Origin of the sequence: Pseudomonas kuykendallii (assembly GCF_900106975.1) — a bacterium.
GTDB classification, from domain to species: Bacteria; Pseudomonadota; Gammaproteobacteria; order Pseudomonadales; family Pseudomonadaceae; genus Pseudomonas_O; species Pseudomonas_O kuykendallii.
Map to the genome: position 1 here is coordinate 471,831 of NZ_FNNU01000002.1, position 23,297 is coordinate 495,127.

General features: G+C 69.6%; 21 protein-coding genes. 15 read left to right on the top strand and 6 right to left on the bottom strand.

The window, feature by feature from the left end; translation table 11 throughout:
• Positions 1-73 precede the first annotated feature (73 nt).
• Entirely contained in the window at positions 74-2,593 is a 2,520-nt protein-coding gene (gene hrpB / locus BLV15_RS07375; protein ID WP_090226067.1) for an ATP-dependent helicase HrpB, read from the top strand.
• A gap of 68 nt (positions 2,594-2,661) precedes the next feature.
• Here hrpB and BLV15_RS07380 read toward each other — a convergent pair whose 3' ends face one another.
• Positions 2,662-3,420: a substrate-binding periplasmic protein gene (locus BLV15_RS07380; RefSeq protein ID WP_090226071.1), complete on the bottom strand. Its 759-nt coding sequence runs from the start codon at positions 3,418-3,420 to the stop codon at positions 2,662-2,664.
• A gap of 118 nt (positions 3,421-3,538) precedes the next feature.
• Complete coding sequence (locus BLV15_RS07385; protein WP_090226074.1) at positions 3,539-4,192, bottom strand: YciC family protein; 654 nt, start codon at positions 4,190-4,192, stop codon at positions 3,539-3,541.
• A 195-nt stretch (positions 4,193-4,387) separates the two neighbouring features.
• Between BLV15_RS07385 and BLV15_RS07390 the strand changes: the two genes are divergently transcribed.
• The 11 genes from BLV15_RS07390 (at position 4,388) to BLV15_RS07440 (ending at position 16,518) form a co-directional block, all read left to right on the top strand.
• Positions 4,388-5,104 carry a DUF2076 domain-containing protein gene (locus tag BLV15_RS07390; RefSeq protein WP_090226077.1) on the top strand — a complete coding sequence of 239 codons (717 nt, stop codon included), beginning with the start codon at positions 4,388-4,390 and terminating at the stop codon, positions 5,102-5,104.
• Between the two features lie 75 nt (positions 5,105-5,179).
• Positions 5,180-5,656 (top strand): LabA-like NYN domain-containing protein, encoded by a 477-nt coding sequence (locus tag BLV15_RS07395; RefSeq protein ID WP_090226079.1) that lies wholly within the window; start codon positions 5,180-5,182, stop codon positions 5,654-5,656.
• Positions 5,657-5,752: 96 nt separating this feature from the next.
• On the top strand, positions 5,753-6,634 hold the full coding sequence (gene yedA / locus BLV15_RS07400; protein WP_090226082.1) for a drug/metabolite exporter YedA: 882 nt from the start codon (positions 5,753-5,755) through the stop codon (positions 6,632-6,634).
• A 91-nt stretch (positions 6,635-6,725) separates the two neighbouring features.
• Positions 6,726-8,069, top strand: a complete 1,344-nt coding sequence (gene rhlE1 / locus BLV15_RS07405) for an RNA helicase RhlE1 (protein ID WP_090226084.1) — start codon at positions 6,726-6,728, stop codon at positions 8,067-8,069.
• Between the two features lie 797 nt (positions 8,070-8,866).
• The gene (locus BLV15_RS07410) at positions 8,867-9,688 is read left to right on the top strand and encodes a helix-turn-helix transcriptional regulator (protein ID WP_090226087.1); all 822 of its coding nucleotides are present in this window, start codon (positions 8,867-8,869) and stop codon (positions 9,686-9,688) included.
• A gap of 85 nt (positions 9,689-9,773) precedes the next feature.
• Complete coding sequence (locus BLV15_RS07415) at positions 9,774-10,892, top strand: ABC transporter ATP-binding protein (RefSeq protein WP_090226088.1); 1,119 nt, start codon at positions 9,774-9,776, stop codon at positions 10,890-10,892.
• A gap of 51 nt (positions 10,893-10,943) precedes the next feature.
• Entirely contained in the window at positions 10,944-12,086 is a 1,143-nt protein-coding gene (locus BLV15_RS07420; protein ID WP_090226091.1) for an ABC transporter substrate-binding protein, read from the top strand.
• 72 nt (positions 12,087-12,158) lie between these two features.
• Entirely contained in the window at positions 12,159-13,052 is an 894-nt protein-coding gene (locus BLV15_RS07425) for an ABC transporter permease (protein WP_090226096.1), read from the top strand.
• Position 13,053: 1 nt separating this feature from the next.
• Positions 13,054-13,863, top strand: a complete 810-nt coding sequence (locus tag BLV15_RS07430; RefSeq protein ID WP_090226098.1) for an ABC transporter permease — start codon at positions 13,054-13,056, stop codon at positions 13,861-13,863.
• A gap of 33 nt (positions 13,864-13,896) precedes the next feature.
• Entirely contained in the window at positions 13,897-15,366 is a 1,470-nt protein-coding gene (locus BLV15_RS07435; RefSeq protein WP_090226101.1) for an aldehyde dehydrogenase family protein, read from the top strand.
• Positions 15,367-15,441: 75 nt separating this feature from the next.
• Entirely contained in the window at positions 15,442-16,518 is a 1,077-nt protein-coding gene (locus BLV15_RS07440; RefSeq protein ID WP_090226103.1) for an alpha-hydroxy acid oxidase, read from the top strand.
• Positions 16,519-16,608: 90 nt separating this feature from the next.
• On the opposite strand, the gene BLV15_RS07445 is transcribed toward BLV15_RS07440, so the two are convergent.
• Both BLV15_RS07445 and BLV15_RS07450 read right to left on the bottom strand, forming a co-directional pair.
• Entirely contained in the window at positions 16,609-17,847 is a 1,239-nt protein-coding gene (locus tag BLV15_RS07445; RefSeq protein WP_090226106.1) for a TIGR03862 family flavoprotein, read from the bottom strand.
• A 91-nt stretch (positions 17,848-17,938) separates the two neighbouring features.
• On the bottom strand, positions 17,939-19,180 hold the full coding sequence (locus tag BLV15_RS07450; RefSeq protein ID WP_090226108.1) for a zinc-dependent alcohol dehydrogenase: 1,242 nt from the start codon (positions 19,178-19,180) through the stop codon (positions 17,939-17,941).
• A 244-nt stretch (positions 19,181-19,424) separates the two neighbouring features.
• On the opposite strand from BLV15_RS07450, the gene BLV15_RS07455 reads away from it, so the two are divergent.
• From BLV15_RS07455 to BLV15_RS07465, 3 genes are all read left to right on the top strand, one after another.
• Positions 19,425-19,988 carry a GNAT family N-acetyltransferase gene (locus BLV15_RS07455; protein WP_090226110.1) on the top strand — a complete coding sequence of 188 codons (564 nt, stop codon included), beginning with the start codon at positions 19,425-19,427 and terminating at the stop codon, positions 19,986-19,988.
• Between the two features lie 86 nt (positions 19,989-20,074).
• Positions 20,075-20,944, top strand: coding sequence for an acyl-CoA thioesterase II (gene tesB / locus BLV15_RS07460; protein WP_090226113.1), 870 nt, complete (start codon positions 20,075-20,077; stop codon positions 20,942-20,944).
• Positions 20,941-21,534, top strand: a complete 594-nt coding sequence (locus BLV15_RS07465; RefSeq protein ID WP_175534313.1) for an HAD family hydrolase — start codon at positions 20,941-20,943, stop codon at positions 21,532-21,534. The genes tesB and BLV15_RS07465 overlap by 4 nt, the downstream gene beginning before the upstream one ends.
• A gap of 497 nt (positions 21,535-22,031) precedes the next feature.
• On the opposite strand, the gene BLV15_RS07470 is transcribed toward BLV15_RS07465, so the two are convergent.
• Together BLV15_RS07470 and ypfJ are read right to left on the bottom strand one after the other, a co-directional pair.
• The gene (locus BLV15_RS07470) at positions 22,032-22,394 is read right to left on the bottom strand and encodes an endonuclease domain-containing protein (protein WP_090227393.1); all 363 of its coding nucleotides are present in this window, start codon (positions 22,392-22,394) and stop codon (positions 22,032-22,034) included.
• A 44-nt stretch (positions 22,395-22,438) separates the two neighbouring features.
• Entirely contained in the window at positions 22,439-23,296 is an 858-nt protein-coding gene (gene ypfJ / locus BLV15_RS07475; RefSeq protein WP_090226116.1) for a KPN_02809 family neutral zinc metallopeptidase, read from the bottom strand.
• Position 23,297 lies beyond the last annotated feature (1 nt).

Consider the following 23,297-nt stretch of genomic DNA (forward strand, 5'->3'; position numbering starts at 1 on the left):
TGGACGAACCCACGGCCGCGCCGCTTACCCGCGCGGCGCGCTTATAATCCGCTCCCCCCGTTCCGGAGCCGCCATGCACGCCCTGCCCATCGATGCCGTTCTGCCCGCTCTGCGCGAGGCGCTGAGCCAGCGCCACGAAGCCGTGCTGGAGGCGCCGCCCGGCGCCGGCAAGACCACCCGCGTGCCGCTGGCGCTGCTCGGCGAAGCCTGGCTCGCCGGGCAGAGCATCCTGATGCTCGAACCGCGTCGCCTGGCGGCGCGCGCGGCGGCCGAGCGGCTGGCCGCCGAACTGGGCGAAGCGGTCGGCGAAACCGTCGGCTACCGCATCCGCCTGGAGTCGAAGGTCGGTCCGCGCACTCGCATCGAAGTGGTCACCGAAGGCATCCTCGCGCGGCGCCTGCAGGACGATCCGGCGCTGGAGGGCGTCGGCCTGGTGATCTTCGACGAGTTCCACGAGCGCAGCCTCGACGCCGACCTGGCCTTGGCGCTGACCCTCAACGGCCGCGAGCTGCTGCGCGAGGAGCCGCCGCTGAAGGTGCTGCTGATGTCGGCGACGCTGGAGGGCGAGCGGCTGTCGGCGCTGCTCGGCGCCGCGCCGGTGGTCAGCAGCGATGGCCGCATGTTCCCGGTGGACACGCGCTGGGGGCGTCCCGCGCAGCCGGGCGAGTGGCTGGAGCCGCGGGTGGTGCAGACGGTGCTGCAGGCGCTGGACGACGAGCTCGGCAGCCTGCTGGTGTTCCTCCCCGGTCAGGCCGAGATCCGCCGGGTCGCCGAGCAGCTCGGCGAGCAACTGCACAGGCGAGCCGACGTGCTGCTCTGTCCGCTGCATGGCGAACTCGACCTCGCCGCCCAGCGCCGCGCCATCGAGCCGGCGCCGAGCGGGCAGCGCAAGGTGGTGCTGGCGACCAACATCGCCGAGACCAGCCTGACCATCGACGGCGTGCGCGTGGTGGTGGATGCCGGCCTGGCGCGGGTGCCGCGCTTCGACCCGGCCAGCGGCATGACCCGCCTCGACACCCAGCGCATCTCGCGGGCCTCCGCCACGCAACGCGCCGGTCGCGCCGGGCGGCTGCAGCCGGGCGTCTGCTACCGGCTCTGGTCGCAGGCGCAGCATGAGCAACTGGCCGCCCACGCAACCGCGGAAATCCTCCAGGCGGACCTCGCCGGCCTGGCCCTGCAACTGGCGCGCTGGGGCGTCGAGCCGGAGCAACTGGCCTGGCTCGACCGTCCGCCCGCCGCGGCCTACGCCCAGGCCCGCGAACTGCTCGGGCGGCTCGGTGCGCTGGCCGACAACGGTGCGCTGAGCCGCCACGGCCAGGCCATGGCCGAACTGCCGGCGCACCCGCGCATCGCCCATCTGCTGCTTCGCGGCCAGGAGCTGGGGCTTACCGAGCTGGCCTGCGACCTCGCCGCGCTGCTTGGCGAGCGCGACATCCTGCGCGGCGAAGGCGCCGACCTGCACCACCGTCTGGCCCTGCTCGCCGGGGAAACTCGCGCCGCGCGCTCGGCGCAGCACGGCGTGCAGCGCGCGCGGCAACTGGCCAGGCAGTTTCGCGGCCTGTTGCGGCGGGCGCCGGTCGAGCCGCGCGAGGATGCGCAGGACCCGCGCTGGCTCGGCTGTCTGCTGGCCTTCGCCTATCCCGACCGCATCGCCCGCCAGCGCCGGGCCGGTGGCGCCGAGTACCGCCTGGCCAATGGCCGCGCGGCGCAGTTCGGCGAGGCCGATGCGCTGATGAAGGAGCCCTGGCTGGTGGTCGCCGACCTCGGCAGTCGCCAGGGCCAGCGCGAGGAACGCATCTACCTGGCGGCCGCGCTCGACCCGGCGTTGTTCGAGGGGCCGCTGGCCGAGCAGGTCGCCACGCTGGAGGTGCTCGACTGGGACGAGCGCGAAGGCGTGCTGCGCGCCGAACGCCAGCGGCGCGTCGGCGAGCTGGTGCTGGGCAGCGAGGCGCTGAGTGGGCTGGACGACGCCGCGCGGGCGCGCGCACTGGTCGGCCTGGTGCGGCGCAAGGGCCTGGAACTGCTGGCCTGGACCCCCGAGCTGCGCCAGTGGCAGGCGCGCATCGGCCTGCTGCGCGAGCTGGACCTGCAGGCCGGCGGCGCCAGCGAGTGGCCGGATGTCGGCGATCCGGCGCTGCTGGCGAGCCTGGAAGACTGGCTGGCGCCGTACCTGGGCAAGGTCTCGCGGCTCAGCCATTTCGCCGCGCTGGACCTGGCCGGGATACTTCAGGGGCTGCTGCCCTGGCCGCTGCCGCAGCGCCTCGACGAACTGGCACCGAAAGCCCTGGAGGTGCCGTCCGGCTCGCGCATCCGCCTGGACTACGCGGAGTTTCCGCCGGTGCTGGCGGTGCGTCTGCAGGAGCTGTTCGGCCTGGCCGACACGCCGCGCATCGCCGGGGGCCGGCTGGCGGTGAAGCTGCACCTGCTGTCGCCGGCGCGGCGCCCGGTGCAGGTCACCCAGGACCTGGCGAGCTTCTGGAGCAACACCTATATGGACGTGAAGAAGGACCTCAAGGGGCGCTATCCGAAGCACTACTGGCCGGACGACCCGCTGATCGCCGAGCCCACCGCCCGTGCCAAGCCGCGGCGCTAGGCGCCTGTTCGTGCGCCGCGCCCGTCCCTGGCAGGGCTAGCGCCGTTCGTGGGGGCGTGGGAACGCCGTCATTCCTTGCGCAGCTGCAGATCGGCGCCGGTCGCGCGCAGCGCCCGGTAGACCCGGTCGAGGTCGTCGCGCAGTTTCTGCGCGTTGGCGCTGCGCGCCGAAATGATGAACTTGATCGGCACCCGCACCAGCTGCACCGAAGGGGGCGCCGCGATGCCCAGTTCCTTCGCCGCCTGGTTCACCGACTGGTCGTAGTCGAGGAGGAAGTCGCCGCGTCCACGGTCGAGCATCAGCAGCGCGGCGGTGTGCGTGCTGGTGCGGTGCTGGCGCAACTGCAGCGCGGGATCCTGCAGCGCCGCGTTGATCTGCGGCCAATAGGTGTAGCCGGTGATCAGGATGACATCGCGGGCGGCCAGATCGCGGGGAAACGCCGGGGTCGGGCTGCCGGGACGGTAATAGAGGTTGAGGCTGATTTCCGCCAGCTGCTCGTTGGCTTCCAGGGTTTGGTCCTGCAGGTTGGGCTTGCCCGGCGAGCCCGGCCAGATGTCGATGCTGCCGTCGACCAGCCCGGCATAGAGTCGCGCGCTGGGCAGTTCGCGAAAGCTCACCCGGTAACCGGCGTTGTGCAGCAGCAGGCGGGTGAGGTCGACCAGAGAGCCCCGGGCTTCGCCGCGGGCGTCGGCGTAGATCGCCGGCGGCGAGTTGTAGTACCCCACCTTGACCAGCGGTTGCGGCGGTTCCGGCGCGCGGCCGGCGAAGCTGGCACCGCAGAACAGCGCGCCGAGCAGGGACAGAAGCAGTCGTGGAGGTTTCGACATCGGTTTTCGCTGCGGCCTGGGACCGTCTTGTCACCCATCGACAGCGGAAGGCGCCGTCGTATCGACCGCAGTGTAATTCGGTTTTCGCGTCGGTAGCGGCGTTTTGCTATCGGATCGGTCAGCTTTTTTCTTCGATCAGCATGAAGAGCCGGAACATCGCCACGCTGGCGAACAGCTGCACGAAGCCGATCGCGCAATCGAGCAGCACGCTGGGCAGGAACGCCGGATCGTCGCCGAGCCAGCCGGACGACCAGGCGCCGAGCAGCCAGAGCGGCAGCATCGTGCTGAGCACCAGCGCGAGAATCTGCAGGAAGTGCCCCTGGGTCAGGCGATAGCTGTCGCGCAGCGCCGGCAGAGGTGGCATCCCGCGCAGCACCAGCAGGTATTCGGAGAACGCCAGCTTGACCATCACGACGATCGCCGGCAGCACCAGCAGCGACATGCCGAGCATGATCAGCAGGCTGGTGATCGCCGTGAGCAGCGCCAGCCGTGGCCACAGTCCCAGCGCGCCGGCCCAGAGCCGGACGGTGCCGGGCGTTTCGCCACGGCTGCGGCTGTCGAGGAAGAGAATCAGCGATCCGGTGTAGAGCGGGTAGAACAGCAGCCCCAGCAGCACGTCGTAACCGGCCGACGGTTGCGTGCCGTCGACCGCCCGCAGCGCCTGGCGGCTGAGCGATTCGAGGGCCAGCGGCGGCAGGCAGAGCAGGGCGATGGCGCCCAGGTGGCGGCTGAAGAAGAACCAGGAGTCACGCAGGATCGGAAGCGGATTCATCGAACTCGACGGGCAAGCAGGGAAGGGCCGCCACTGTAGCGGAAGACCCGGAACAGGCCAAACGGCCTCGGCGCACCGGGCGGGTTTACTCAACCTTTACGCGCGCGGGCGTTGAAATCGCCACGGCCAGTCGCACATTGAACAGGTGGCGGGCCCACCCGCAGACACCGAATTTCCCCAGATCGGAGACGTGCCATGCAATCCGAAGAACAGCAGGTGATCGACGGACTCTTCAACCGCCTGAAGGACGCCGAGGCGCAGTCGGCTGCGCGTGACGCCCAGGCCGAGGCGCTGATCAACGAACACATCGGCCGGCAACCCGTCGCGCCCTACTACATGGCCCAGGTCATCCTGATCCAGGAGGCCGGCCTCAAGCGCCTGGACCAGCGCGTGCGCGAGCTGGAGGCGCAGCTCGAACAGGCGCAGCGGCAGCGCCCGGCGCAGGGCGGTGGCGGTTTCCTCGCCGGGTTGTTCGGCGCCGGTCCGTCGCGCTCCTCGGCGCCGAGCGCGGAGGCGCGCGGCTGGAGCGAGCCGGGGCCACGCTCGTCCGCCGTGCCGCCGGCGAACCCGGCGCCGGGCGGTTTTGGCCAGGGCTATGCCCAGCCCCAGGCGCCCTCGCGCGGCACCGGCTTTCTCGGCGGCGCGCTGCAGACCGCCGCGGGCGTGGCCGGCGGTATGGTACTGGGCAACATGCTCACCGGCCTGTTCCAGCATTCGCAGCCGCAGGAAATCGTCGAGATCATCAAGGAGCAGCCGGCCGCCGCGGACAGCGCACAGACCCAGGACTACGCCGCCAGCGACAGCGCCGACTACTCGGGCGGCAACGACTACCCGAGCGATGACGGCTACCAGGACGCGGGCCTGGACGAGAGCGGTGGCGGCTTCTTCGATGACGACGACAGCTTCGTCTGAGCCCGACCAACGCACCGCAGGGCGGCGGCGAAGCGCGCATAATCGCGGTCCTTTGCCGCTGCCGTGGGTCATCCATTGAAAAGAATCGCGCTGTTCGCCGACGTGCAGAACCTCTACTACACCGTGCGCCAGATCCACGGCTGCCACTTCGACTACACCGCGTTATGGCGCGCGGTGGCCAGCCACGGCGCGATCGTCGAGGCCTACGCCTACGCCATCGAACGTGGCGATCCCAAGCAGCAGCAGTTCCAGCAGATCCTGCGCAACCTCGGTTTCACGGTGAAGCTCAAGCCGTTCATCCAGCGCAGCGACGGATCGGCCAAGGGCGACTGGGACGTCGGCATCACCATCGACATGCTCGACGCCGCGCCGCGCGTCGATGAAGTGGTGCTGGCCTCCGGCGACGGCGATTTCGACCTGCTGCTCGAGCGCATCGCCCGTGATAGCGTGACCACCCGCGTCTACGGCGTGCCCGGCCTCACCGCGCAATCGCTGATCCGCTCCGCCGGCCACTACCACCCGATCGAGGGGGAGCTGCTGCTGCGTCATTGAACGGGCGCCTGTATCGGTGCTCCGCTCGGCTTCTGTATCTGTCGGCACGCGTGGCGCTGACGCAGAATCGGCGGCCCTTCGCCGTGAGCCCCGAGCATGTCCGCGCCTCGTTTTCCCCTGCTGCTGGTCGGCGCCTTCGCCGCGCTCTACCTGGTCTGGGGCTCCACGTACCTGGTGATCCGCATCGGCGTCGAATCCTGGCCGCCGCTGCTGATGGCCGCGGTGCGCTTCCTCATCGCCGGCAGCCTGATGTTTGCCTGGCAGCGCTGGCGCGGCGCGCCGCTGCCGACGCGGCGCCAGTGGCTGGCGTCCGGGGCCGTCGGGTTTCTGCTGCTCAGTTGCGGCAACGGCGGCGTGACGCTGGCCGAGCACGGCGGCGTGGCGTCCGGCGTGGCGGCCCTGGCGGTGGCGACGATGCCGCTGTTCACCCTGGTTTTCGGCCTGTTCTGGGGCCATCGCAACACGCGCCTGGAATGGTCCGGGATCATCCTCGGACTGATCGGCATCGGCTTGCTCAACCTCGGTTCCAACCTCCAGGCCAGCCCGCTGGGCGCCGCCCTGGTGCTGTTCGCCGCCGCAGCCTGGGCGTTCGGCTCGGTATGGAGCAAGAGCCTCACGCAACCGGCCGGGCCGATGGCCAGCGCCGCGCAGATGCTGGTCGGCGGCGCCGTGCTGCTGATCGGCAGCGTCGCCAGTGGCGAGCGCATGACCCAGGCGCCGACGCTGGCCGGCTGGGCGGCGCTGGCCTATCTGGTGCTGTTCGGCTCGATCGTCGCCTTCAGCGCCTACCTCTACCTGCTGAAGACCGTGCGTCCGGCGGCGGCCACCAGCTACGCCTACGTCAATCCGGTGGTCGCCGTGCTGCTGGGCATCGCCTTCGCCGGCGAGCGCATCGGCCATGAGGAGTGGCTGGCGATGGGCCTGATCGTCGGCGCGGTGGTGCTGATCGGGTTGCCGCAATGGCGGCGTGGGGCGTAGTCCCATCGGAAATACTGACGGTGCGCGCGGCGCACCCTACGACACCTCTGGGGTTAAACTGCGCGCCTCGTTCCGCTTCCCGGTTTTTCCCATGACCTTCGCTTCCCTCGGCCTGATCGAACCCCTGCTGCGCACCCTCGAGGCGCTCGGCTACCAGACGCCCACGCCGGTGCAGGCCGAGGCGATTCCCGCCGTGCTCAAGGGCCGCGACCTGATGGCGGCCGCGCAGACCGGCACCGGCAAGACCGCCGGTTTCGCCCTGCCTCTGTTGCAGCGGCTGACCCTGGAAGGCCCGCAGGTGGCGCCCAACTCGATCCGCGCGCTGGTGCTGGTGCCGACCCGCGAGCTGGCCGAGCAGGTGCAGCAGAGTTTCCTCACCTACGGCGAGCACCTGCCGCTGCGCAGCTACGCGGTGTACGGCGGGGTCAGCATCAACCCGCAGATGATGAAGCTGCGCAAGGGCATCGACGTGCTGGTGGCGACCCCTGGCCGGTTGCTCGACCTGTACCGGCAGAACGCGGTGAAGTTCGCCCAGTTGCAGACGCTGATCCTCGACGAAGCCGACCGCATGCTCGACCTCGGCTTCTCCCGCGAGCTGGACGACCTGTTCGCCGCGCTGCCATCGAGACGCCAGACCCTGCTGTTTTCCGCGACCTTCTCCGAGGCGATCCGGCAGATGGCCGGCGAGCTGCTGCGCGATCCGCTGTCGATCGAGGTCAGCCCGCGCAACGCGGCGGCGAAGAGCGTGCGCCAGTGGCTGGTGACGGTGGACAAGAAACGCAAGTCGGAGCTATTCCTGCACCTGCTGCGCAAGAACCGCTGGGGCCAGGTGCTGGTGTTCGCCAAGACCCGCAAGGGCGTCGACGAGCTGGAGGGCGAACTGCTGCGCAACGGCATCCGCGCCGACGCGATCCACGGCGACAAGCCGCAGCCGACGCGTCTGCGTGCGCTGCAGCGGTTCAAGGACGGCGAGGTGCAGATCCTCGTCGCCACCGACGTCGCCGCACGCGGGCTGGACATCGACGACCTGCCGCTGGTGGTCAACCTCGACCTGCCAATCGTTGCCGAGGACTACGTGCATCGCATCGGCCGCACCGGTCGTGCCGGGGCTTCTGGCGAGGCGCTGTCGCTGGTCTGCGCCGACGAGGTGCAGTTGCTCGCCGCCATCGAGGTGCTGACCGGGCAGACGCTCAGACGCGTCGAAGAGCCCGGTTTCGAGCCGGATCACCGGGTCCCGGCGACCGACGCCAGCGGCCAGGTGCTGAAGAAACCGAAGAAGCCCAAGCAGAAGAAGGACCCCGGCGGCAAGGTCCACCTCGGGCGCTGGTTCGACAACGACGAAAAGCCCGCCGCCAAGGCCGTGCGCAAGGCACCGGCCTTCGGCAAAGGCCCGGCGAAGGGCGCGCCCAAGGGCGGCAAACCGAAGAAGCCGTAACGCAGGCGTTCTCCGCACATCGCCGCCATCAAGGTTGCGCATCCGTAGGGTGGGTTAGGCGCACCGCGTGGGCGCGGGCGTTCACGGGTGATGCGCGCGTAACCCACCAGGCGAGGTATCGCCAACCACCGGACGTGATATCGCCCGGCTCCGCCCGGTGGGTTACGCGGCGGTGAAGGTGGGGGTGGGGTCGATTCCTCTTCATATCGCCGCTAACCCACCCTACGTTGAGGTGAGGCGTATCCGTAGGATGGGTTAGGCGCTCCGTGTGGGTCCGGGCGCTCACGGTGATGCGCGCCGTAACCCACCAAGCGAGGTATCGCCAACCACCGGACGTGATATCGCCCGGCTCCGCCCGGTGGGTTACGCGGCGGTGGAGGTGGGTGGTGGGGTCGATTGCTCTGCACATCGCCGCTAACCCACCCTACGTTGAGGTGAGGCGTATCCGTAGGGTGGGTTAGGCGCTCCGTGTGGGTCCGGGCGTTCACGGTGATGCGCGCCGTAACCCACCAAGCGAGGTTTCGCCGACCACCGCCCGTTGGGTTACGCGGCGGCGGAGGAGGGGGTTTGTGGTCGATTCCTCTGCATATCGCCGCTAACCCACCCTACGCTCGGGGTTGGCGCATCTGTGGGGTGGGACGGTTGCGTTACCGCGGATGGGGTCGGATGACCCAAAGCGGTGCGCGAGTCGGTCGCAGCGCAAGGGTGGATCGCGCTGCCACGGGGCTTGCGGAGGGCTGGCGCAGATCGTGCATTTTTTCGCCGCACCTTCGTCCAGCGACCGAGCGAGATCGCCAATGCCCCATAAATTCCTCAAGCACTGGAGCTGCGGCATCGCCCACCTGTTGTCGCTCGAACCCGGTCGTGCACGCCTGCGCGGGTTGAGCCAGTGGCTGCGCCAGGTCTGCCCGGTGGATCACTTCGTGCTGTTCGTCTATGAGGGCAATCACCGGCCGCTGGCGCTGTTCGATACCTTTCCCGCCGACACCCGGCACATCTACGTCGAGGATTACCAGGCCGGTCCCTACCTGCTCGATCCCTTCTACCTGGCCTGCACGCGCAACCAGCCCGCCGGGCTGTGGCGGCTGCGGCAGCTGGCGCCGGACCACTTCTACCTCGGCGAGTACTACCTGACCTACTACCAGCAAACCGGCCAGACCGAGGAAATCGCCTTCTTCGTCGACCTCGACTGCGGCGCCAAGGCGGTGCTCTCGCTGATGCGCAGCGTGTCCAGCCCGGCCTATTCGCGCGACGAGATGCAGATCCTCGAATGCGCCCGGCCGGTGGTCGAACAGGTGGTCCGCGAAGCCTGGCAGTTGCGCCGTGCCGAGCGGCCGCGCCCGGCGCAGGACCTGGACTACAGCGTCCACGAAGCCTTCGCCCGCTTCGGCGCCGGGGTGCTTACCGCGCGTGAGCAGGAGATCGTGCGTCTGCTGCTGCGCGGGCACTCCAGCGCGTCCATCGCCGAGCAACTGGCGATCAGCCCCGGCACGGTGAAGATCCACCGCAAGAACCTCTACGCCCGCCTCGGCATCGGCAGCCAGTCGGAGCTGCTCGGCCTGTTCATCCGCGAGCTGACGCTGCCCGAGCGTGCGGCGGACCTGCGCGCCACCGGCTGATCGCCTCTATCCCCCGGGGGATATATACGCGGCGCGAAGCCGGTTGATAGCGTGAACCCTGCAATGCAACCGCAGGGGAAGAAGCGTGAGCGAGTACGGGCAGTCCTTCGATATCGAGTTCCACGGCGTGGTCAAGCGCTACGGCGGCGTCACCGCCGTCGATGGCCTTAACTTCCGTGTCGCGCGCGGCGCCTTCCACACCTTTCTCGGCGGCTCCGGCTGCGGCAAGACCACCACCCTGCGGATGATCGCCGGCTTCGAGCAGCCCAGCGAAGGCCAGGTGCTGCTGGCCGGCCGCGACGTGGTTGGCGTGCCGGCGTTCCAGCGCCCGGTGAACATGGTGTTCCAGCAATACGCGCTGTTCCCGCACCTGTCGGTGGCCGAGAACATCGCCTACGGCCTGCGCTACCGCACGCCGCGTCCGGATCGCGCGCAGCAGCGCCGCCTGGCCGACGAAGCGCTGGAGATGGTGCGCCTGTCCGGCTTCGGCGCGCGCAAGCCGCACGAGCTGTCCGGCGGCCAGCAGCAGCGCGTGGCGCTGGCCCGCGCATTGGTCAACAAGCCCACCGTGCTGCTCCTCGACGAACCCCTGGCCGCGCTGGACCGCAAGCTGCGCAAGGAGATGCAGTCCGAACTGCTGCGCCTGCAGCGCGAGGTCGGCATCACCTTCGTGCTGGTCACCCACGACCAGGAAGAGGCGCTGTCGATGAGCGACTCGATCAGCATCATGCGCGACGGCAAGATCATCCAGACCGCCAGCCCGGAGGCGCTCTACGAGACCCCGGCGAACCGCTACGTGGCGGACTTCATCGGCGAATCCAACCTCTTCGACGGCACCGTGCGACGCCTCGACGGCGACCGCGTGGTGCTCGACACCGGCAACGGCCTGGAGCTCGCCAGCCCGGCCAGCGGCAGCGGCGCGCGGCTGTTCGCCGGCAGCGCCGCGTGCATCGCGGTGCGCCCGGAACTGATCGCCATCGGCGCGCCGAGCGCCCCGCCGAGCGCCGAGGTGCGCCTGGACGGCGTGGTGGAAGACCGCATCTACCTCGGCAACCTCACCGAGTACCGCGTGCGCACCGGCCCCTTCGGCGTCGTCTGCGTGCGCGTCCCACGCCAGGGCGGCGCGCCGCAGGGCGACTTCGAGCACGGCGCGGCGGTGAGCATCGGCTGGGACCAGGCCAAGGGCCTGGCGATGGCCGTCTGAACCGACGCTTCGACCCTTTTGCAGAACGACACGACGACCAGGAGACGGACGATGGACAAGAAGACTTTCATCAAGACCCTACGCAGCTGGCAGAACGGCTCGATCACCCGCCGCGATTTCCTCGGCCGCACCGGCCTGGGCCTGGCCGCCGCGGTGATGGCGGCGAACATGCCGGGGCTGCTGACCAGCCGCGCCTTCGCCGCCGAGAAGGGCAGCATGGGCGACCGCGTCAACCTGGCGACCTGGCCGAATTACCACAGCCCGGACAACTTCGCCGCCTTCGCCGAAGCCACCGGCGCCAAGGTGCAGATGAACGTGTTCGGCTCCAACGAGGAGATGCTCGCCAAGCTGCAGGCCGGCGGCAGCGGCTGGGACCTGTTCGTGCCGACCAACTACACCATCAGCACCTACGTCGAGCTGGGGCTGATCGAACCGCTGGACCTCGCGCGCATCCCCAACTTCGATCCCAAGGCCTTCGAGCAGCGCTTCATGGCCCAGGGCACGGTGGACGGCAAGGTCTACGCGGTGCCGAAGAACTGGGGCACCACCGGCATCGTCTACGACTCCAGCGCGCTGAAGACCCCGGTGGACAGCTGGAAGCAGTTCTGGGACCTGACCAAGACCAGCGCCTCGGGCCGCACCATCGTCCACGACTACCAGCTCACCGCCATCGGCAACGCGCTCAAGTACTTCGGCTACAGCTTCAACTCGCTGGACCCCAAGGAACTGGCCGACGCCGAGAAGCTGCTGATCGACTGCAAGCCGCACCTGTTCGCGATCAACTCCGACATCCAGCCGTCGATGCGCAGCGGCGATGCCTGGATGGCCATGTGCTGGACCGGCGACGCCTCGCAGCTGCACCGCGACAACCCCGACATGCAGTTCGCCCTGGGCCGCGAGGGCGGCGAACTGTGGAGCGATTTCTTCGCCATTCCCAAGGGCGCCGAGCACCGCGATGCGGCCTACGCGCTGATCAACTACCTGCTCGATCCGGCGCACAACAAGCTGGAAGTCGAGGCCCACGGCTACCCGAGCGGCGACAAGCGCGTGGACGCGCTGCTGCCCAAGGAAATGCTCGACGACCCGATCATGTACCCGGCCGCCGAGCTGCTCAGCCACCTGGAGTTCGGCGCCGCGGCGACCCTCACCAGCCCCGTGCGCGCCGAGCTGATGGCGCGCTTCAAGGCGGCGTGACGATGCCTGCAATTTCCGCCCGGGAAGGGGAGCCGAATGCCTGAGGTCTTGCCTATGCGCGGGGATTCGCCGATGAACACCGCCGTCAATGCGTCGCCCGCCGGGGTGGCGCCAGCGCTGGGCCTCGGCCGGCGCATCACCTGGCTCCTGCTGCTGCCCTCGACGCTGTGGTTCCTGCTGCTGTTGCTGATGCCGCTGCTGGTCATCCTGGTGTTCAGCTTCGGCGAGCGCAGCTCGGTGGGCGGCTACGGCGGCGGCTTCACCCTCGACAACTACCTGGCGCTGGGCTCGCGTGCCGGCGCCTTCAGCAACACCCTCGTGCTGGCGCCGCTGGGCACCCTGGTGTGCCTGCTGGTGGCCTATCCGCTGGCCTACTTCCTGGCGGTGAAGGTGCGGCGCAACCGCTCGCTGCTGCTGACCCTGGTGATCGTGCCGTTCTGGACCAGCTTCCTGATCCGCACCTACGCCTGGATCTTCATCCTCGGCGGCAAGGGTATCCCGGCGCTGCTGGCGAGCCTCGGCCTGGAGGGCGTGCGGCTGATCAACACGCCCACCGCGGTGCTGGTGGGGATCGTCTACGGCTACCTGCCGCTGATGGTGTTCCCGCTCTACGTCAGCCTGGAAAAACTCGACAAGCGTCTGCTGGAAGCCTCCGGCGACCTCGGCGCGAGCCGCTTCGAGACCTTCCGCCGCGTCACCCTGCCGCTGTCGGCGCCGGGGATGATCACCGGCGTGATGCTGGTGTTCATCCTGCTGATGGGCGAGTTCCTGATTCCGGCGATCCTCGGCGGCGGCAAGGTGTTCTTCGTCGGCAACGCGCTGGTCGACCTGTTCCTGCAGTCGCGCAACTGGCCGTTCGGCAGCGCCCTGGCGATGACGCTGGTGGCCTTGATGCTGGCGATCATCCTGGTCTACCTGAAACTCGCGGCGCGCTTCGGCGGCGCCAGCCGCGACGGAGTGCTGTGAGATGTGGCTGCGCAGTTATTCGACGTCGCTGTACCTGTTCCTCTACGCGCCCATCGCGCTGATCATGGTGTTCGCCTTCAACGCCGGGCGTAGCGGGTTGTCCTTCCAGTGCTGCTCGGTGCAGTGGTTCGGCCGCGCCTTCGGCAACCCGTTCATCATGGAGGCGCTGGGCAACAGCGCGCTGATCGCCCTCTGCTCGGCGTTGCTCTCGACGCTGTTCGGCACCCTCGCGGTGTTCGGCCTGCAGCGTGTCGGCGGCCGCGTGCGGCGCTTCTTCGACGCGCTGACCTACTGCGCGATCATCGTGCCGGGAATCGTCATCGGCATCGCCACGCTGATCGCCTTCATCACCCTGTTCGACCTGCTCAACCCGCTGCTGCAGGCCATCGATCCGGCGCTGCCGCGCCTGCGCATGGGCTTCGGTACGGTGGTGGCGGCGCACTCGCTGTTCACCATGGCGCTGGTCATGGTCATCGTGCGGACCCGCGTCGAGGCGCTGGACAAGGCCCTGCTGGAAGCGTCGGCGGACCTCTACGCACCACCGCTGTCGACCTTCTTCCGGGTGATCCTGCCGCAGATCGCCCCGGCGATCCTCGCCGGCTTCCTGCTCGCCTTCACCTTCAGCTTCGACGATTTCATCATCGCCTTCTTCGTCGCCGGCTCCGAAACCACCCTGCCGATCTACATCTTTTCCTCGATCCGGCGCGGCATCACGCCCGAGATCAACGCGCTGTCCACGGTGATCATCGCCGCCTCGCTGGCGCTGCTGGTGGCCTCGCGCTACCTGCAGAACCGCCAGCCCGGCGCCTGATCCGTCCTGCTTACTGCCCTGAAGGTGAACGCCATGCGCGACCAGCTGTACATCAACGGCCAATGGGTCGGCCCCGACCTGGGCGGCCGCTTCGAAACCCTCGATCCGGCCACCGAGGAGCCGCTGCACAGCCTGCCGGCGGCGACCGAGGAAGACATCGACCACGCCGTGCGCGCGGCCCGCCAGGCGTTCCGCAACTGGGGCGAGAGCCGCGGTGCCGAGCGCGCGGCCTGGCTCGACCTGCTCGCCGATGGCCTGGAGGCGCGCCACGAAGAGCTCGCCGTGCTGGAAGTGCGCGACAACGGCAAGCCGCTGCCGGAGGCGCGCTGGGACGTCGGCGACGCGATCGGCTGCTTTCGCTATTACGCCGGCCTCGCCCGCGAACTGGACGGCCGCCAGAACGAGCCGCTGGCGCTACCCGACGAGCGCTTCCGCTGCTCGCTGCGCTACGAGCCGGTCGGCGTGGCGGGCCAGATCATCCCCTGGAACTACCCGTTGCTGATGGCCGCCTGGAAGGTCGCGCCGGCGCTGGCGGCGGGCGCCACGGTGGTGCTCAAACCGTCCGAGCTGACCTCGCTGAGCGCGCTGGAACTGGCCGCCGCGGCCGACCGCATCGGCCTGCCGGCCGGCGTGCTGAACGTCGTCACCGGCCTCGGCGGCGAGGCCGGCAGCGCGCTGGCCGCGCATCCCGGGGTGGACAAGCTGGCCTTCACCGGCAGCGTTCCGACCGGCTCGAAAATCATGTCGGCGGCCGCCGCGGACATCAAGAACATCAGCCTGGAGCTGGGCGGCAAGTCGGCGTTCATCGTCTTCGAGGATGCCGACGTCGAGGCCGCGGTGGAGTGGGTCCTGTTCGGCATCTTCTGGAACCAGGGCCAGGTGTGCAGCGCCACTTCGCGCCTGCTGGTGCACGAACGGCTGGCGCCGCGCCTGCTCGAGCGACTGGTCGAGGAAACCCGCAAGATCCGCATCGGCAACGGTCTGGAGGAGGGCGTGCTGCTCGGCCCGCTGGTCAGCCGCGGCCAGTACGACAAGGTGCTCGGCTTCATCGCCCAGGGTCAGGCCAGCGGCGCCCGGCTGCTCACCGGCGGGCGCCGGCCGAGCGGCTTCGAGCGCGGCTACTTCGTCGAGCCGGCGATCTTCGACGAGCCGGACGTGGACAGCATCGTCTGGCGCGAGGAAATCTTCGGCCCGGTGCTCTGCGTGAAGCGCTTCCGCAGCGAAGAGGAGGCGATCCGTCTGGCCAACGACAGCCGCTTCGGCCTGGCCGCGGCGGTGATGTCGGCCGACCCGGCGCGCGCCGCGCGGGTCGCCAACCGGCTGCGTGCCGGCATTCTGTGGGTCAACTGCTCGCAGCCGACCTTCAGCGAGGCGCCCTGGGGCGGCATGAAGCAGAGCGGCATCGGCCGCGAATTGGGTCGCTGGGGCCTGGACAACTACCTGGAAGTGAAACAGGTGACCGAGTACATCAGCCCCGAGCCCTGGGGCTGGTACCTGAAGTAGGCGCTGCCGCAGGTCATCGACAGGCGCGGGCGCGGCGGGCAGGATGCGCCTTCCGTCCCGTTGCGAGCCATTCCCATGTCCGTGTCGCTGATTCCTGCCGTGTACAGCCTCGACGACTTCGAGCAGCGCGCCGCCGCGTGCATCGAGCCGGGCTATTGGGCGTACCTGCAGGGTGGCGCGGCGGACGAGGCGACGCTGCGGCGCAACCGCGAAGCCTTCGCCGAGATTCGCCTGCAGGGGCGCGTGCTGGCCGATCTGGGCGGGGCCAGCACGCGCTGCGAACTGCTCGGCCAGACGCTGTCGATGCCGCTGCTGCTGGCGCCGGTGGCGGCGCAGCGGCTGGTGCACGCGGACGGCGAGCGCGCTGTGGCCGAGGCCGCGGCGGCGATGGGCGTCGGCATGGCGCTGAGCACGTCTTCGAGCCTGTCGCTGGAGGAGGTCGCCGGCGTCGCCCGTTCGCCCTGGTTCCAGCTGTACATCCAGCCGGATCGCGACTTCACCCTGCAGCTGGTGCGTCGTGCCGAGGCCGCCGGCTACCGCGCGCTGGTGCTGACCGTGGACGCACCGGTGAATGGCGTGCGCAACCGCGAGCAGCGCGCTGGCTTCCAGCTGCCCGAGGCGGTCAACCTGCGTGGCATGCGCGTCAGGCCGGCGAAGGCGGCGGGCATCCTCGACAGCCCGCTGTTCGACGGCCGGCTGGGCAGCGCGCCGACCTGGCGCGACCTCGACTGGCTGCTCGGCAACACGCGGCTGCCGGTCCTGCTCAAGGGCGTCAGCGCCGCGGCGGACGCCGAGCGCGCGGTGCAGGCCGGAGTTGCCGGGCTGATCGTCTCGAACCACGGTGGCCGCGTGCTGGATAGCCTGCCGGCGAGCATCGAGCTGTTGCCGCGCATCGCCGACCAGGTCGGTGGACGCGTGCCGCTGCTGCTCGACGGCGGCATCCGCCGTGGCACCGACATGCTCAAGGCGCTGGCCCTCGGCGCCCAGGCGGTGCTCATCGGAAGGCCCTACGTGCACGCGCTGGCGCTGGGCGGCGCGGTAGGCGTGGTGCAACTGCTGAACATCCTGCGCGGCGAGTTCGAAGCGGCGATGGCGCTCACCGGCTGCGCCACCCTGGCGGACATCGACCGCGGCGTGCTCTGGCAGCGCTGATCAGCGCCCGCATACCCCGTAGGGTGGGCTTCAGCCCACCGATATTCTGCTCTGCGATGGTGGGCTGAAGCCCACCCTACGCACGTCCGGCTATAGCCTGCCCGCGTCGCGCAACCACGCCAGCATGCCCAGGCCGGCGTGGCGGCCGCTGGCGAAGCAGGCGGTGAGCAGGTAGCCGCCGGTGGGCGCTTCCCAGTCCAGCATCTCGCCCGCGCAGAACACGCCGGGCAGCGCGCGCAGCATCAGGTTGGCATCGAGCGCCTCGAAGGTGACGCCGCCGGCGCTGCTGATCGCCTCGTCCAGCGGGCGTGTGCGCAGCAGTTCTATCGGCAACGCCTTGATCGCTGTCGCCAGCCGCGCGTGGTCGGCGAACGCCTCGGCCGGGGCGCATTCGCGCAGCAGCGCCGCCTTCACGCCGTCCAGGCCGAGCTGTCCGTGCAGGTGCCTGGCCATCGAGTGCTTGCCGCGCGGGCGGCTCAGGCGCTTTTCGATATCCTGCGCCGACAGCGCCGGCAGTAGGTCGAGGCGCACCACTGCGCGGCCGTCGGCCTCGATGCGCCGACGGATCGCGGCGGACAGCGCGTACACCAGGCTGCCCTCGATGCCGTTGGCGGTGAGCACGAATTCGCCGCGCCGCGCGGTTTCGCCGTCCAGCGCCAGGGCGACGGACTTGAGCGGCGCGCCGGCGAACCTGTCGCGCAGCAGCGCGCTCCAGCCGGCCACCTCGAAGCCGCAGTTGCTCGGCCGCAGCGGCGCGATCTCCACGCCGCGCGCCTGCAACAACGGCACCCAGGCGCCGTCCGAGCCCAGCCGCGCCCAGCTGCCGCCGCCCAGCGCCAGCAGGGTGGCGTCGGCGTACAGCGCCTGCTCGCCCTCGGCGGTGGCGATGCGCAGCGCGCCGTGATCGTTCCAGCCCAGCCAGCGCTGCCGGGTGTGCAGGTGCACGCCCTGTTCGCGCAGGCGCTTGAGCCAGGCGCGCAGCAGCGGCGCGGCCTTCATGTCGGTGGGGAAGACGCGGCCCGAGCTGCCGACGAAGGTGTCGATGCCCAGGCCGTGAATCCAGGCGCGCAGGGTGTCGGCGTCGAAATCGGCGAGCAGCGCGGAAATCGCCTCGCGACGTTCGCCGTAGCGTGAGAGGAATGCCTCGCGCGCCTCGGAGTGGGTGATGTTCATGCCGCCGACGCCGGCCAGGAGAAACTTGCGCCCGAGCGACGGCATGCCGTCGTAGAGGTCGACGGCGATGCCGGCGGCGCTGATCACCTCGGCCGCCATCAGCCCGGACGGACCGCCGCCGACGATGGCGACGCGGGGGACGGAAGTGGCGGGCATGGTCGGTCCTGGCGCGGAAGAAAGGCGCCGATTCTAACCGGCTTCGCCCCGCCCGGCACGGCGCCCCGTGGCCGGGGCGCCTGCCAGTGCCTCAACCCAGCGGCGATACCCCGGGCGTGCCGGGTGCGGCATCGGTGAACGGCCGGGCGCTGAACTGCGGCGCGGTTTCCGGGACGAGGATCACCTTGCGGCAGTCCTCCTGCTTGTCGTTGAAGATCTTGTAGCCGTCGCTGGCCCTGGACAGCGGCAGGCGGTGGGTGATGATGATTTCCGGGTTCAGCTCGCCGCTCTCGATGTGCCCGAGGAGCGTCGGCAGGAAGCCATGCACGTGGGTCTGGCCCATCTTGAAGGTCAGGCCCTTGTCGAAGGCGTCGCCGAACAGGAAGCCGTGGATGAAGCCGGCGTAGACGCCAGGCACGCTGACCACGCCGCCGCGGCGCACGGCGGCGATGCACTGGCGCAATGCCTTGCCGCTGGAGCCTTCGAGCTTGAGGTTGGTGAGGAGGGTCTCGGTGGTGCTGCCCTTGGCCTCGAAGCCGACCGCGTCGATCACCGCATCGACCCCGCGCATGCCGGGCGTGGCCTGGATGATCACCTCCGCCGGGTCGTCCTGCTCGTCGAAGTTGATCGGCACCACGCCGTAGGCCTGGCGGGCGAAGTCCAGCCGGTACTGGTGGTGATCGATCATGAAGATCTGCTCGGCGCCGAGCAGGCGGGCGCTGGCGGCGGCCATCAGCCCGACCGGGCCGGCGCCGAAGATCGCCACGCTGGAGCCCCGGCCCACGCCGGCATTGACCGCGGCCTGGTAGCCGGTGGGGAGGATGTCGGTGAGGAACAGCACCTGCTCGTCGTTGAGCGTGTCCGGGACCTTGAACGGGCCGGCATTGGCCTTCGGCACGCGGACGAACTCGGCCTGGCCGCCGGGCATGCCGCCGTACAGGTGGCTGTAGCCGAACAGCGCGGCGCCGGAGGGGATCGATTTCTTGTTCATGATCGCGCCGCGGTCCGGGTTGGTCGTTTCGCAGGCGGCATGCAGGTTCATCTGGCAGAAGAAACAGTCGCCGCAGGCGATCACGAACGGCACGATCACGCGATCGCCTTTCTTCACCGCGGTGACCGCCGGCCCGGCCTCTTCGACGATGCCCATGAATTCGTGGCCGAGGATGTCGCCGCTCTTCATGGCCGGCATCTTGCCTCGATACAGGTGCAGGTCGGAACCGCAGATGGCGGTGGCCGTCACCCGCAGGATGATGTCGTCGGGGGCCTGGATGACCGGGTCGGGAACGTTATCCACGCGAACGTCGCGGGCACCGTGATAGGTCAGGGCTTGCATGGCTTTTCCTCGTTCTGGGTAGGCGCGTCTGCGCGTGACGCCGCGTTCGGCGCCGGCGGCAGCGCGGCATTCCCTAGTTGATAGGGCTGGCGGCGGGCTTTGGTTCAGGCGGACGGACGAGTGGGCTCGTCGCGGAGCGCGCGGCGGCGATGCGGGCCGCCAGGCGCCGTGGCGAGCCAGGCCGGCGGCGAATCTCCCGTCGGCGCAGCGGTCCGATGTCGGACACGCTCGTCGAGGAGTCCGCATGCCACACCCCGTTCCCAGCCTGCGCAGCGAGCGCCTGATCCTGCGTCCATGGATGCCCGAGGACCGCGCGCCGTTCGCCGCGATGAACGCCGATCCGCAGGTGATGGCCTACTTCCCCGCCTGCCTGGACCGCGAGCAGAGCGATGCCCTGGCCGCGCGCATCGAAGCGCACTTCGCCGAGCACGGCTACGGCTGGTGGGCGCTGGAGGTGCCGGGGGAGGAGTCCTTCATCGGCTACGTCGGCCTGCAGGTAGTGGACTTTCCCGCGGCCTTCGCCCCGGCGGTGGCGATCGGCTGGCGGCTGGCCCAGGCGCACTGGGAGCTGGGCTACGCCCACGAAGCCGCCGAGCGCGTGCTCGACCACGCCTTCGATGAGCTGGGCCTCGAGGAAGTGGTCGCCTTCACCGTGCCGGACAATCGCAATTCGCTGGGCCTGATGCAGCGCCTGGGCATGCGCCGCGACCCGGCCGCGGACTTCGAACATCCGCACCTGCCGCGCGATCACCGGCTGCGCCACCACCAGCTCTATCGCCTGCGCGCCGGAGAGTGGCGGCAGGAATGACCGCGGCGCCGGTAAACCCATTACCATGGCGGCAACGGGCCGCGCGAGCCCTGAACCGTGCCTGAGGCTGATCGAGGAGCGAAACAATGAGCCAAGTACTGGACGACCTGGTCGCCTTGCTGAGCCTGGAAACCATCGAAGAAAACCTGTTCCGCGGCGTCAGCCAGGACCTCGGCTTCCGCCAGCTGTTCGGCGGCCAGGTACTCGGCCAGTCGCTGTCCGCCGCCAGCCAGACGGTCGACCCGGACCGCCCCGTGCATTCGCTGCACGGCTACTTTCTGCGTCCCGGTGACGCCAGCCTGCCGGTGGTCTACAGCGTCGACCGCGTGCGCGACGGCGGCAGCTTCACCACCCGCCGCGTCACCGCGGTGCAGAAGGGCCAGACCATCTTCACCTGCAGCGCGTCGTTCCAGGTCCGCGAGGCGGGCTTCGAGCACCAGTCGCAGATGCCCGACGTGCCCGGCCCCGAGGGCCTCAAGTCGGAAACCGAACTGGCCCTGGAGATCGTCGACCAACTGCCGCCGCGCATGCGCGAGAAGGCCGTCAGCCGCAGGCCGGTGGAAATCCGCCCGGTGCACGTCGGCAACCCGTTCCTGCCGGTCTCCAGCGAGCCGGTCAAGCACGTCTGGTTCCGCGCAGACGGCGCGCTGCCGGACATCCCGGCGATCCACAAGTACATCCTCGCCTACGCCTCGGACTTCGGCCTGCTGACCACGTCGCTGCGCCCGCACGGGGTGTCCGTGTGGCAGAAGTTCATGCAGGTGGCGAGCCTCGACCACGCGCTGTGGTTCCACGACGACCTGCGCGCGGACGAGTGGCTGCTGTACGTCATGGACAGCCCCTGGGCCGGCGGCGGGCGCGGTTTCAACCGCGGCAGCGTGTACAACCAGCAGGGCAAGCTGGTGGCCTCGGTGGCGCAGGAGGGGCTGATCCGCCAGCGCGAGGACTGGAAGTGACGCTGGGCGAGGCGCGCCACTGGGTGTTCGACATGGACGGCACCCTGACCGTCGCCGTGCACGACTTCGCCCTCATCCGCCGCGAGCTGGACATCCCCGCGGAAGACGACATCCTCCATCACCTGGCGGCGCTGCCCGCTGAGGCGGCCTCGCGCAAGCGCGCCTGGCTGCTCGACCACGAACGCGAACTGGCGCGCGCCTCACGCCCGGCCGTGGGCGCGGTGGCGCTGGTGCGCGCCCTCTGCGAGCGCGGCTGCCGGCTCGGCATCCTCACCCGCAACGCCCATGAGCTGGCGCTGGTGACCCTGAAGGCGATCGGCCTCGACGACTGCTTCGCCGCCGACGATATCCTCGGCCGCGACGAGGCCCCGCCCAAACCCCACCCCGGCGGCCTGCTGCATCTGGCCGAACGCTGGGGCGTCGCCCCCGGCGCGCTGGTGATGGTGGGCGACCACCGCATGGACCTCCAATGCGCCCGCGCGGCCGGCGCGCATGCACTGCTGGTGAACCTGCCCGAGAACCCCTGGCCGGAATGGAGCGACGGCTTCGTGCGCGATTGCGCAGAGGTGCTGGCGGGGTTGGGTAGCTGATCCGAGGCAAAGGCCCCTCTCCCTCGGCCCTCTCCCATGAATGGGAGAGGGGGTGGTGCGGGGTGAGTGATGGAGTGCGGTGCTGGGCTGCTGAGTGTTTGGTGCTTGGTTATGGCTGGGATGATTCGGGGCAACGGCCCCTCTCCCCGGCCCTCTCCCATGAATGGGAGAGGGGGTGGTGCGGGGTGGGTGATGGAGTGTGGTGCTGGGCTACTGAGTGTTTGGTGCTTGGTTATGGCTGGGATGATTCGGGGCAACGGCCCCTCTCCCCGGCCCTCTCCCATGAATGGGAGAGGGGGTGGTGTGGGGTGGGGGATGGAGTGTGGTGCTGGGCTGGGCTGCTGAGTGTTTGGTGCTTGGTTATGGCTGGGATGATTCGGGGCGGTGGTCCTCTCCCCGGCCTCTCCCATGAAGGGGAGAGGGGCGTGCGCCAAGTCGAAGGGCTGCCGAGCCCCACGTCGTGGCGCCGAACCCGCACGGGCAGCCCCCTCTCCCGTTTACGGGAGAGGGCTGGGGAGAGGGCTGAAGCCTTCCAGCAGCGTCAGCCGTATACGCTCCAGCACCGCCTCCGTTTCCCCCAACACCTCGTGATTCCAGAAGCGCAGCACGCGAAAGCCGCGGTCCTCGAAATAGCGGTCGCGCGCGGCGTCCTTGTCCGACGCCTGCTGGTGCTGGCCGCCGTCCACCTCGATGATGAGGAAATGCTCCAGGCAAACGAAGTCGACGATATAGCGCCCCATGGGCTTCTGCCGCTTGAACTTGAGGCCTAGAAAACGATGGCCGCGCAGCTGACGCCACAGCAGTAGCTCGGCGTCGGTCATCTGGCTTCTCAGGGTCTTGCTGTTCGGTAACAGGTCCATGAGCATCCTTGCTCCCGTGACGATCCTGAGAACCTAGCCGATGTTCACAACGCCTTCGCCTCGAAGGTATCGCAGCTGTCCGGCGAGCCGCTTTCGAAGCCGGCCTTGAACCAGCGCACGCGCTGTTGCGAGGTGCCGTGGGTGAAGGAGTCGGGCACCACGCGGCCCTGGCCTTTGCGTTGCAGTTGGTCGTCGCCGATGGCGCTGGCGGCGTTCAGGGCTTCCTCGAGGTCGCCGGGCTCCATCCAGTCGAGGCGCTTCTGCGCGTGGAAGGCCCAGACGCCGGCGTAGCAGTCCGCCTGCAACTCCTGGCGCACCGAGAGCCCGCTGGCGCCCTCCATCGGCTGGCCGCTGCGGCGCGCGGCGTCCACGGTGGCGGGAACACCCAGCAGGTTCTGCACATGATGGCCGACTTCGTGGGCGATCACGTAGGCCTGGGCGAAGTCGCCGGCGGCCTTGAAGCGCTGTTCCAGTTCGCGGAAGAAACCGAGGTCCAGGTAGACCTTCTGGTCCAGCGAGCAATAGAACGGGCCGACCTGCGAAGAGGCATAGCCGCAGGCGGAGTTGGTGCCGCCGCTGAACAGGCGCAGTTCCGGCTGGCGGTACTGGCCTCCGCCGGTGGCGAAGAGCGCGGCCCAGGTGTCTTCGGTATCACCGAGGATCGCGCTGACGAAGTCCACCTCGGGATCGGCGCGGCCGTCCGCGGGCTGGCTCTGCTCGACCTGCGAGCCCTGGCCGGAGAGCTGGCCGAGGATCTGCAGCGGGTCCTGGCCCATCAGCAGGCTGATCACCACCACCGCGACGATGCCCCCGAGGCCCAGCCCGCCACCGATGCGCAGGCCGCTTCCACCGGAGCGGCCGTCCGTCACGTTTTCGCTTCTTCTCGCCCTTTGCCAACGCATT

Excerpts from the sequence above, each read along its gene's own strand:
- hrpB (WP_090226067.1), top strand. The coding sequence starts at position 74 with ATGCACGCCCTGCCCATCGATGCCGTTCTGCCCGCTCTGCGCGAGGCG.
- BLV15_RS07380 (WP_090226071.1), bottom strand. The coding sequence starts at position 3,420 with ATGTCGAAACCTCCACGACTGCTTCTGTCCCTGCTCGGCGCGCTGTTC.
- BLV15_RS07385 (WP_090226074.1), bottom strand. The coding sequence starts at position 4,192 with ATGAATCCGCTTCCGATCCTGCGTGACTCCTGGTTCTTCTTCAGCCGC.
- BLV15_RS07390 (WP_090226077.1), top strand. The coding sequence starts at position 4,388 with ATGCAATCCGAAGAACAGCAGGTGATCGACGGACTCTTCAACCGCCTG.
- yedA (WP_090226082.1), top strand. The coding sequence starts at position 5,753 with ATGTCCGCGCCTCGTTTTCCCCTGCTGCTGGTCGGCGCCTTCGCCGCG.
- rhlE1 (WP_090226084.1), top strand. The coding sequence starts at position 6,726 with ATGACCTTCGCTTCCCTCGGCCTGATCGAACCCCTGCTGCGCACCCTC.
- BLV15_RS07410 (WP_090226087.1), top strand. The coding sequence starts at position 8,867 with ATGCCCCATAAATTCCTCAAGCACTGGAGCTGCGGCATCGCCCACCTG.
- BLV15_RS07420 (WP_090226091.1), top strand. The coding sequence starts at position 10,944 with ATGGACAAGAAGACTTTCATCAAGACCCTACGCAGCTGGCAGAACGGC.
- BLV15_RS07425 (WP_090226096.1), top strand. The coding sequence starts at position 12,159 with ATGAACACCGCCGTCAATGCGTCGCCCGCCGGGGTGGCGCCAGCGCTG.
- BLV15_RS07430 (WP_090226098.1), top strand. The coding sequence starts at position 13,054 with ATGTGGCTGCGCAGTTATTCGACGTCGCTGTACCTGTTCCTCTACGCG.
- BLV15_RS07435 (WP_090226101.1), top strand. The coding sequence starts at position 13,897 with ATGCGCGACCAGCTGTACATCAACGGCCAATGGGTCGGCCCCGACCTG.
- BLV15_RS07440 (WP_090226103.1), top strand. The coding sequence starts at position 15,442 with ATGTCCGTGTCGCTGATTCCTGCCGTGTACAGCCTCGACGACTTCGAG.
- BLV15_RS07445 (WP_090226106.1), bottom strand. The coding sequence starts at position 17,847 with ATGCCCGCCACTTCCGTCCCCCGCGTCGCCATCGTCGGCGGCGGTCCG.
- BLV15_RS07450 (WP_090226108.1), bottom strand. The coding sequence starts at position 19,180 with ATGCAAGCCCTGACCTATCACGGTGCCCGCGACGTTCGCGTGGATAAC.
- BLV15_RS07455 (WP_090226110.1), top strand. The coding sequence starts at position 19,425 with ATGCCACACCCCGTTCCCAGCCTGCGCAGCGAGCGCCTGATCCTGCGT.
- tesB (WP_090226113.1), top strand. The coding sequence starts at position 20,075 with ATGAGCCAAGTACTGGACGACCTGGTCGCCTTGCTGAGCCTGGAAACC.
- BLV15_RS07470 (WP_090227393.1), bottom strand. The coding sequence starts at position 22,394 with ATGGACCTGTTACCGAACAGCAAGACCCTGAGAAGCCAGATGACCGAC.
- ypfJ (WP_090226116.1), bottom strand. The coding sequence starts at position 23,296 with ATGCGTTGGCAAAGGGCGAGAAGAAGCGAAAACGTGACGGACGGCCGC.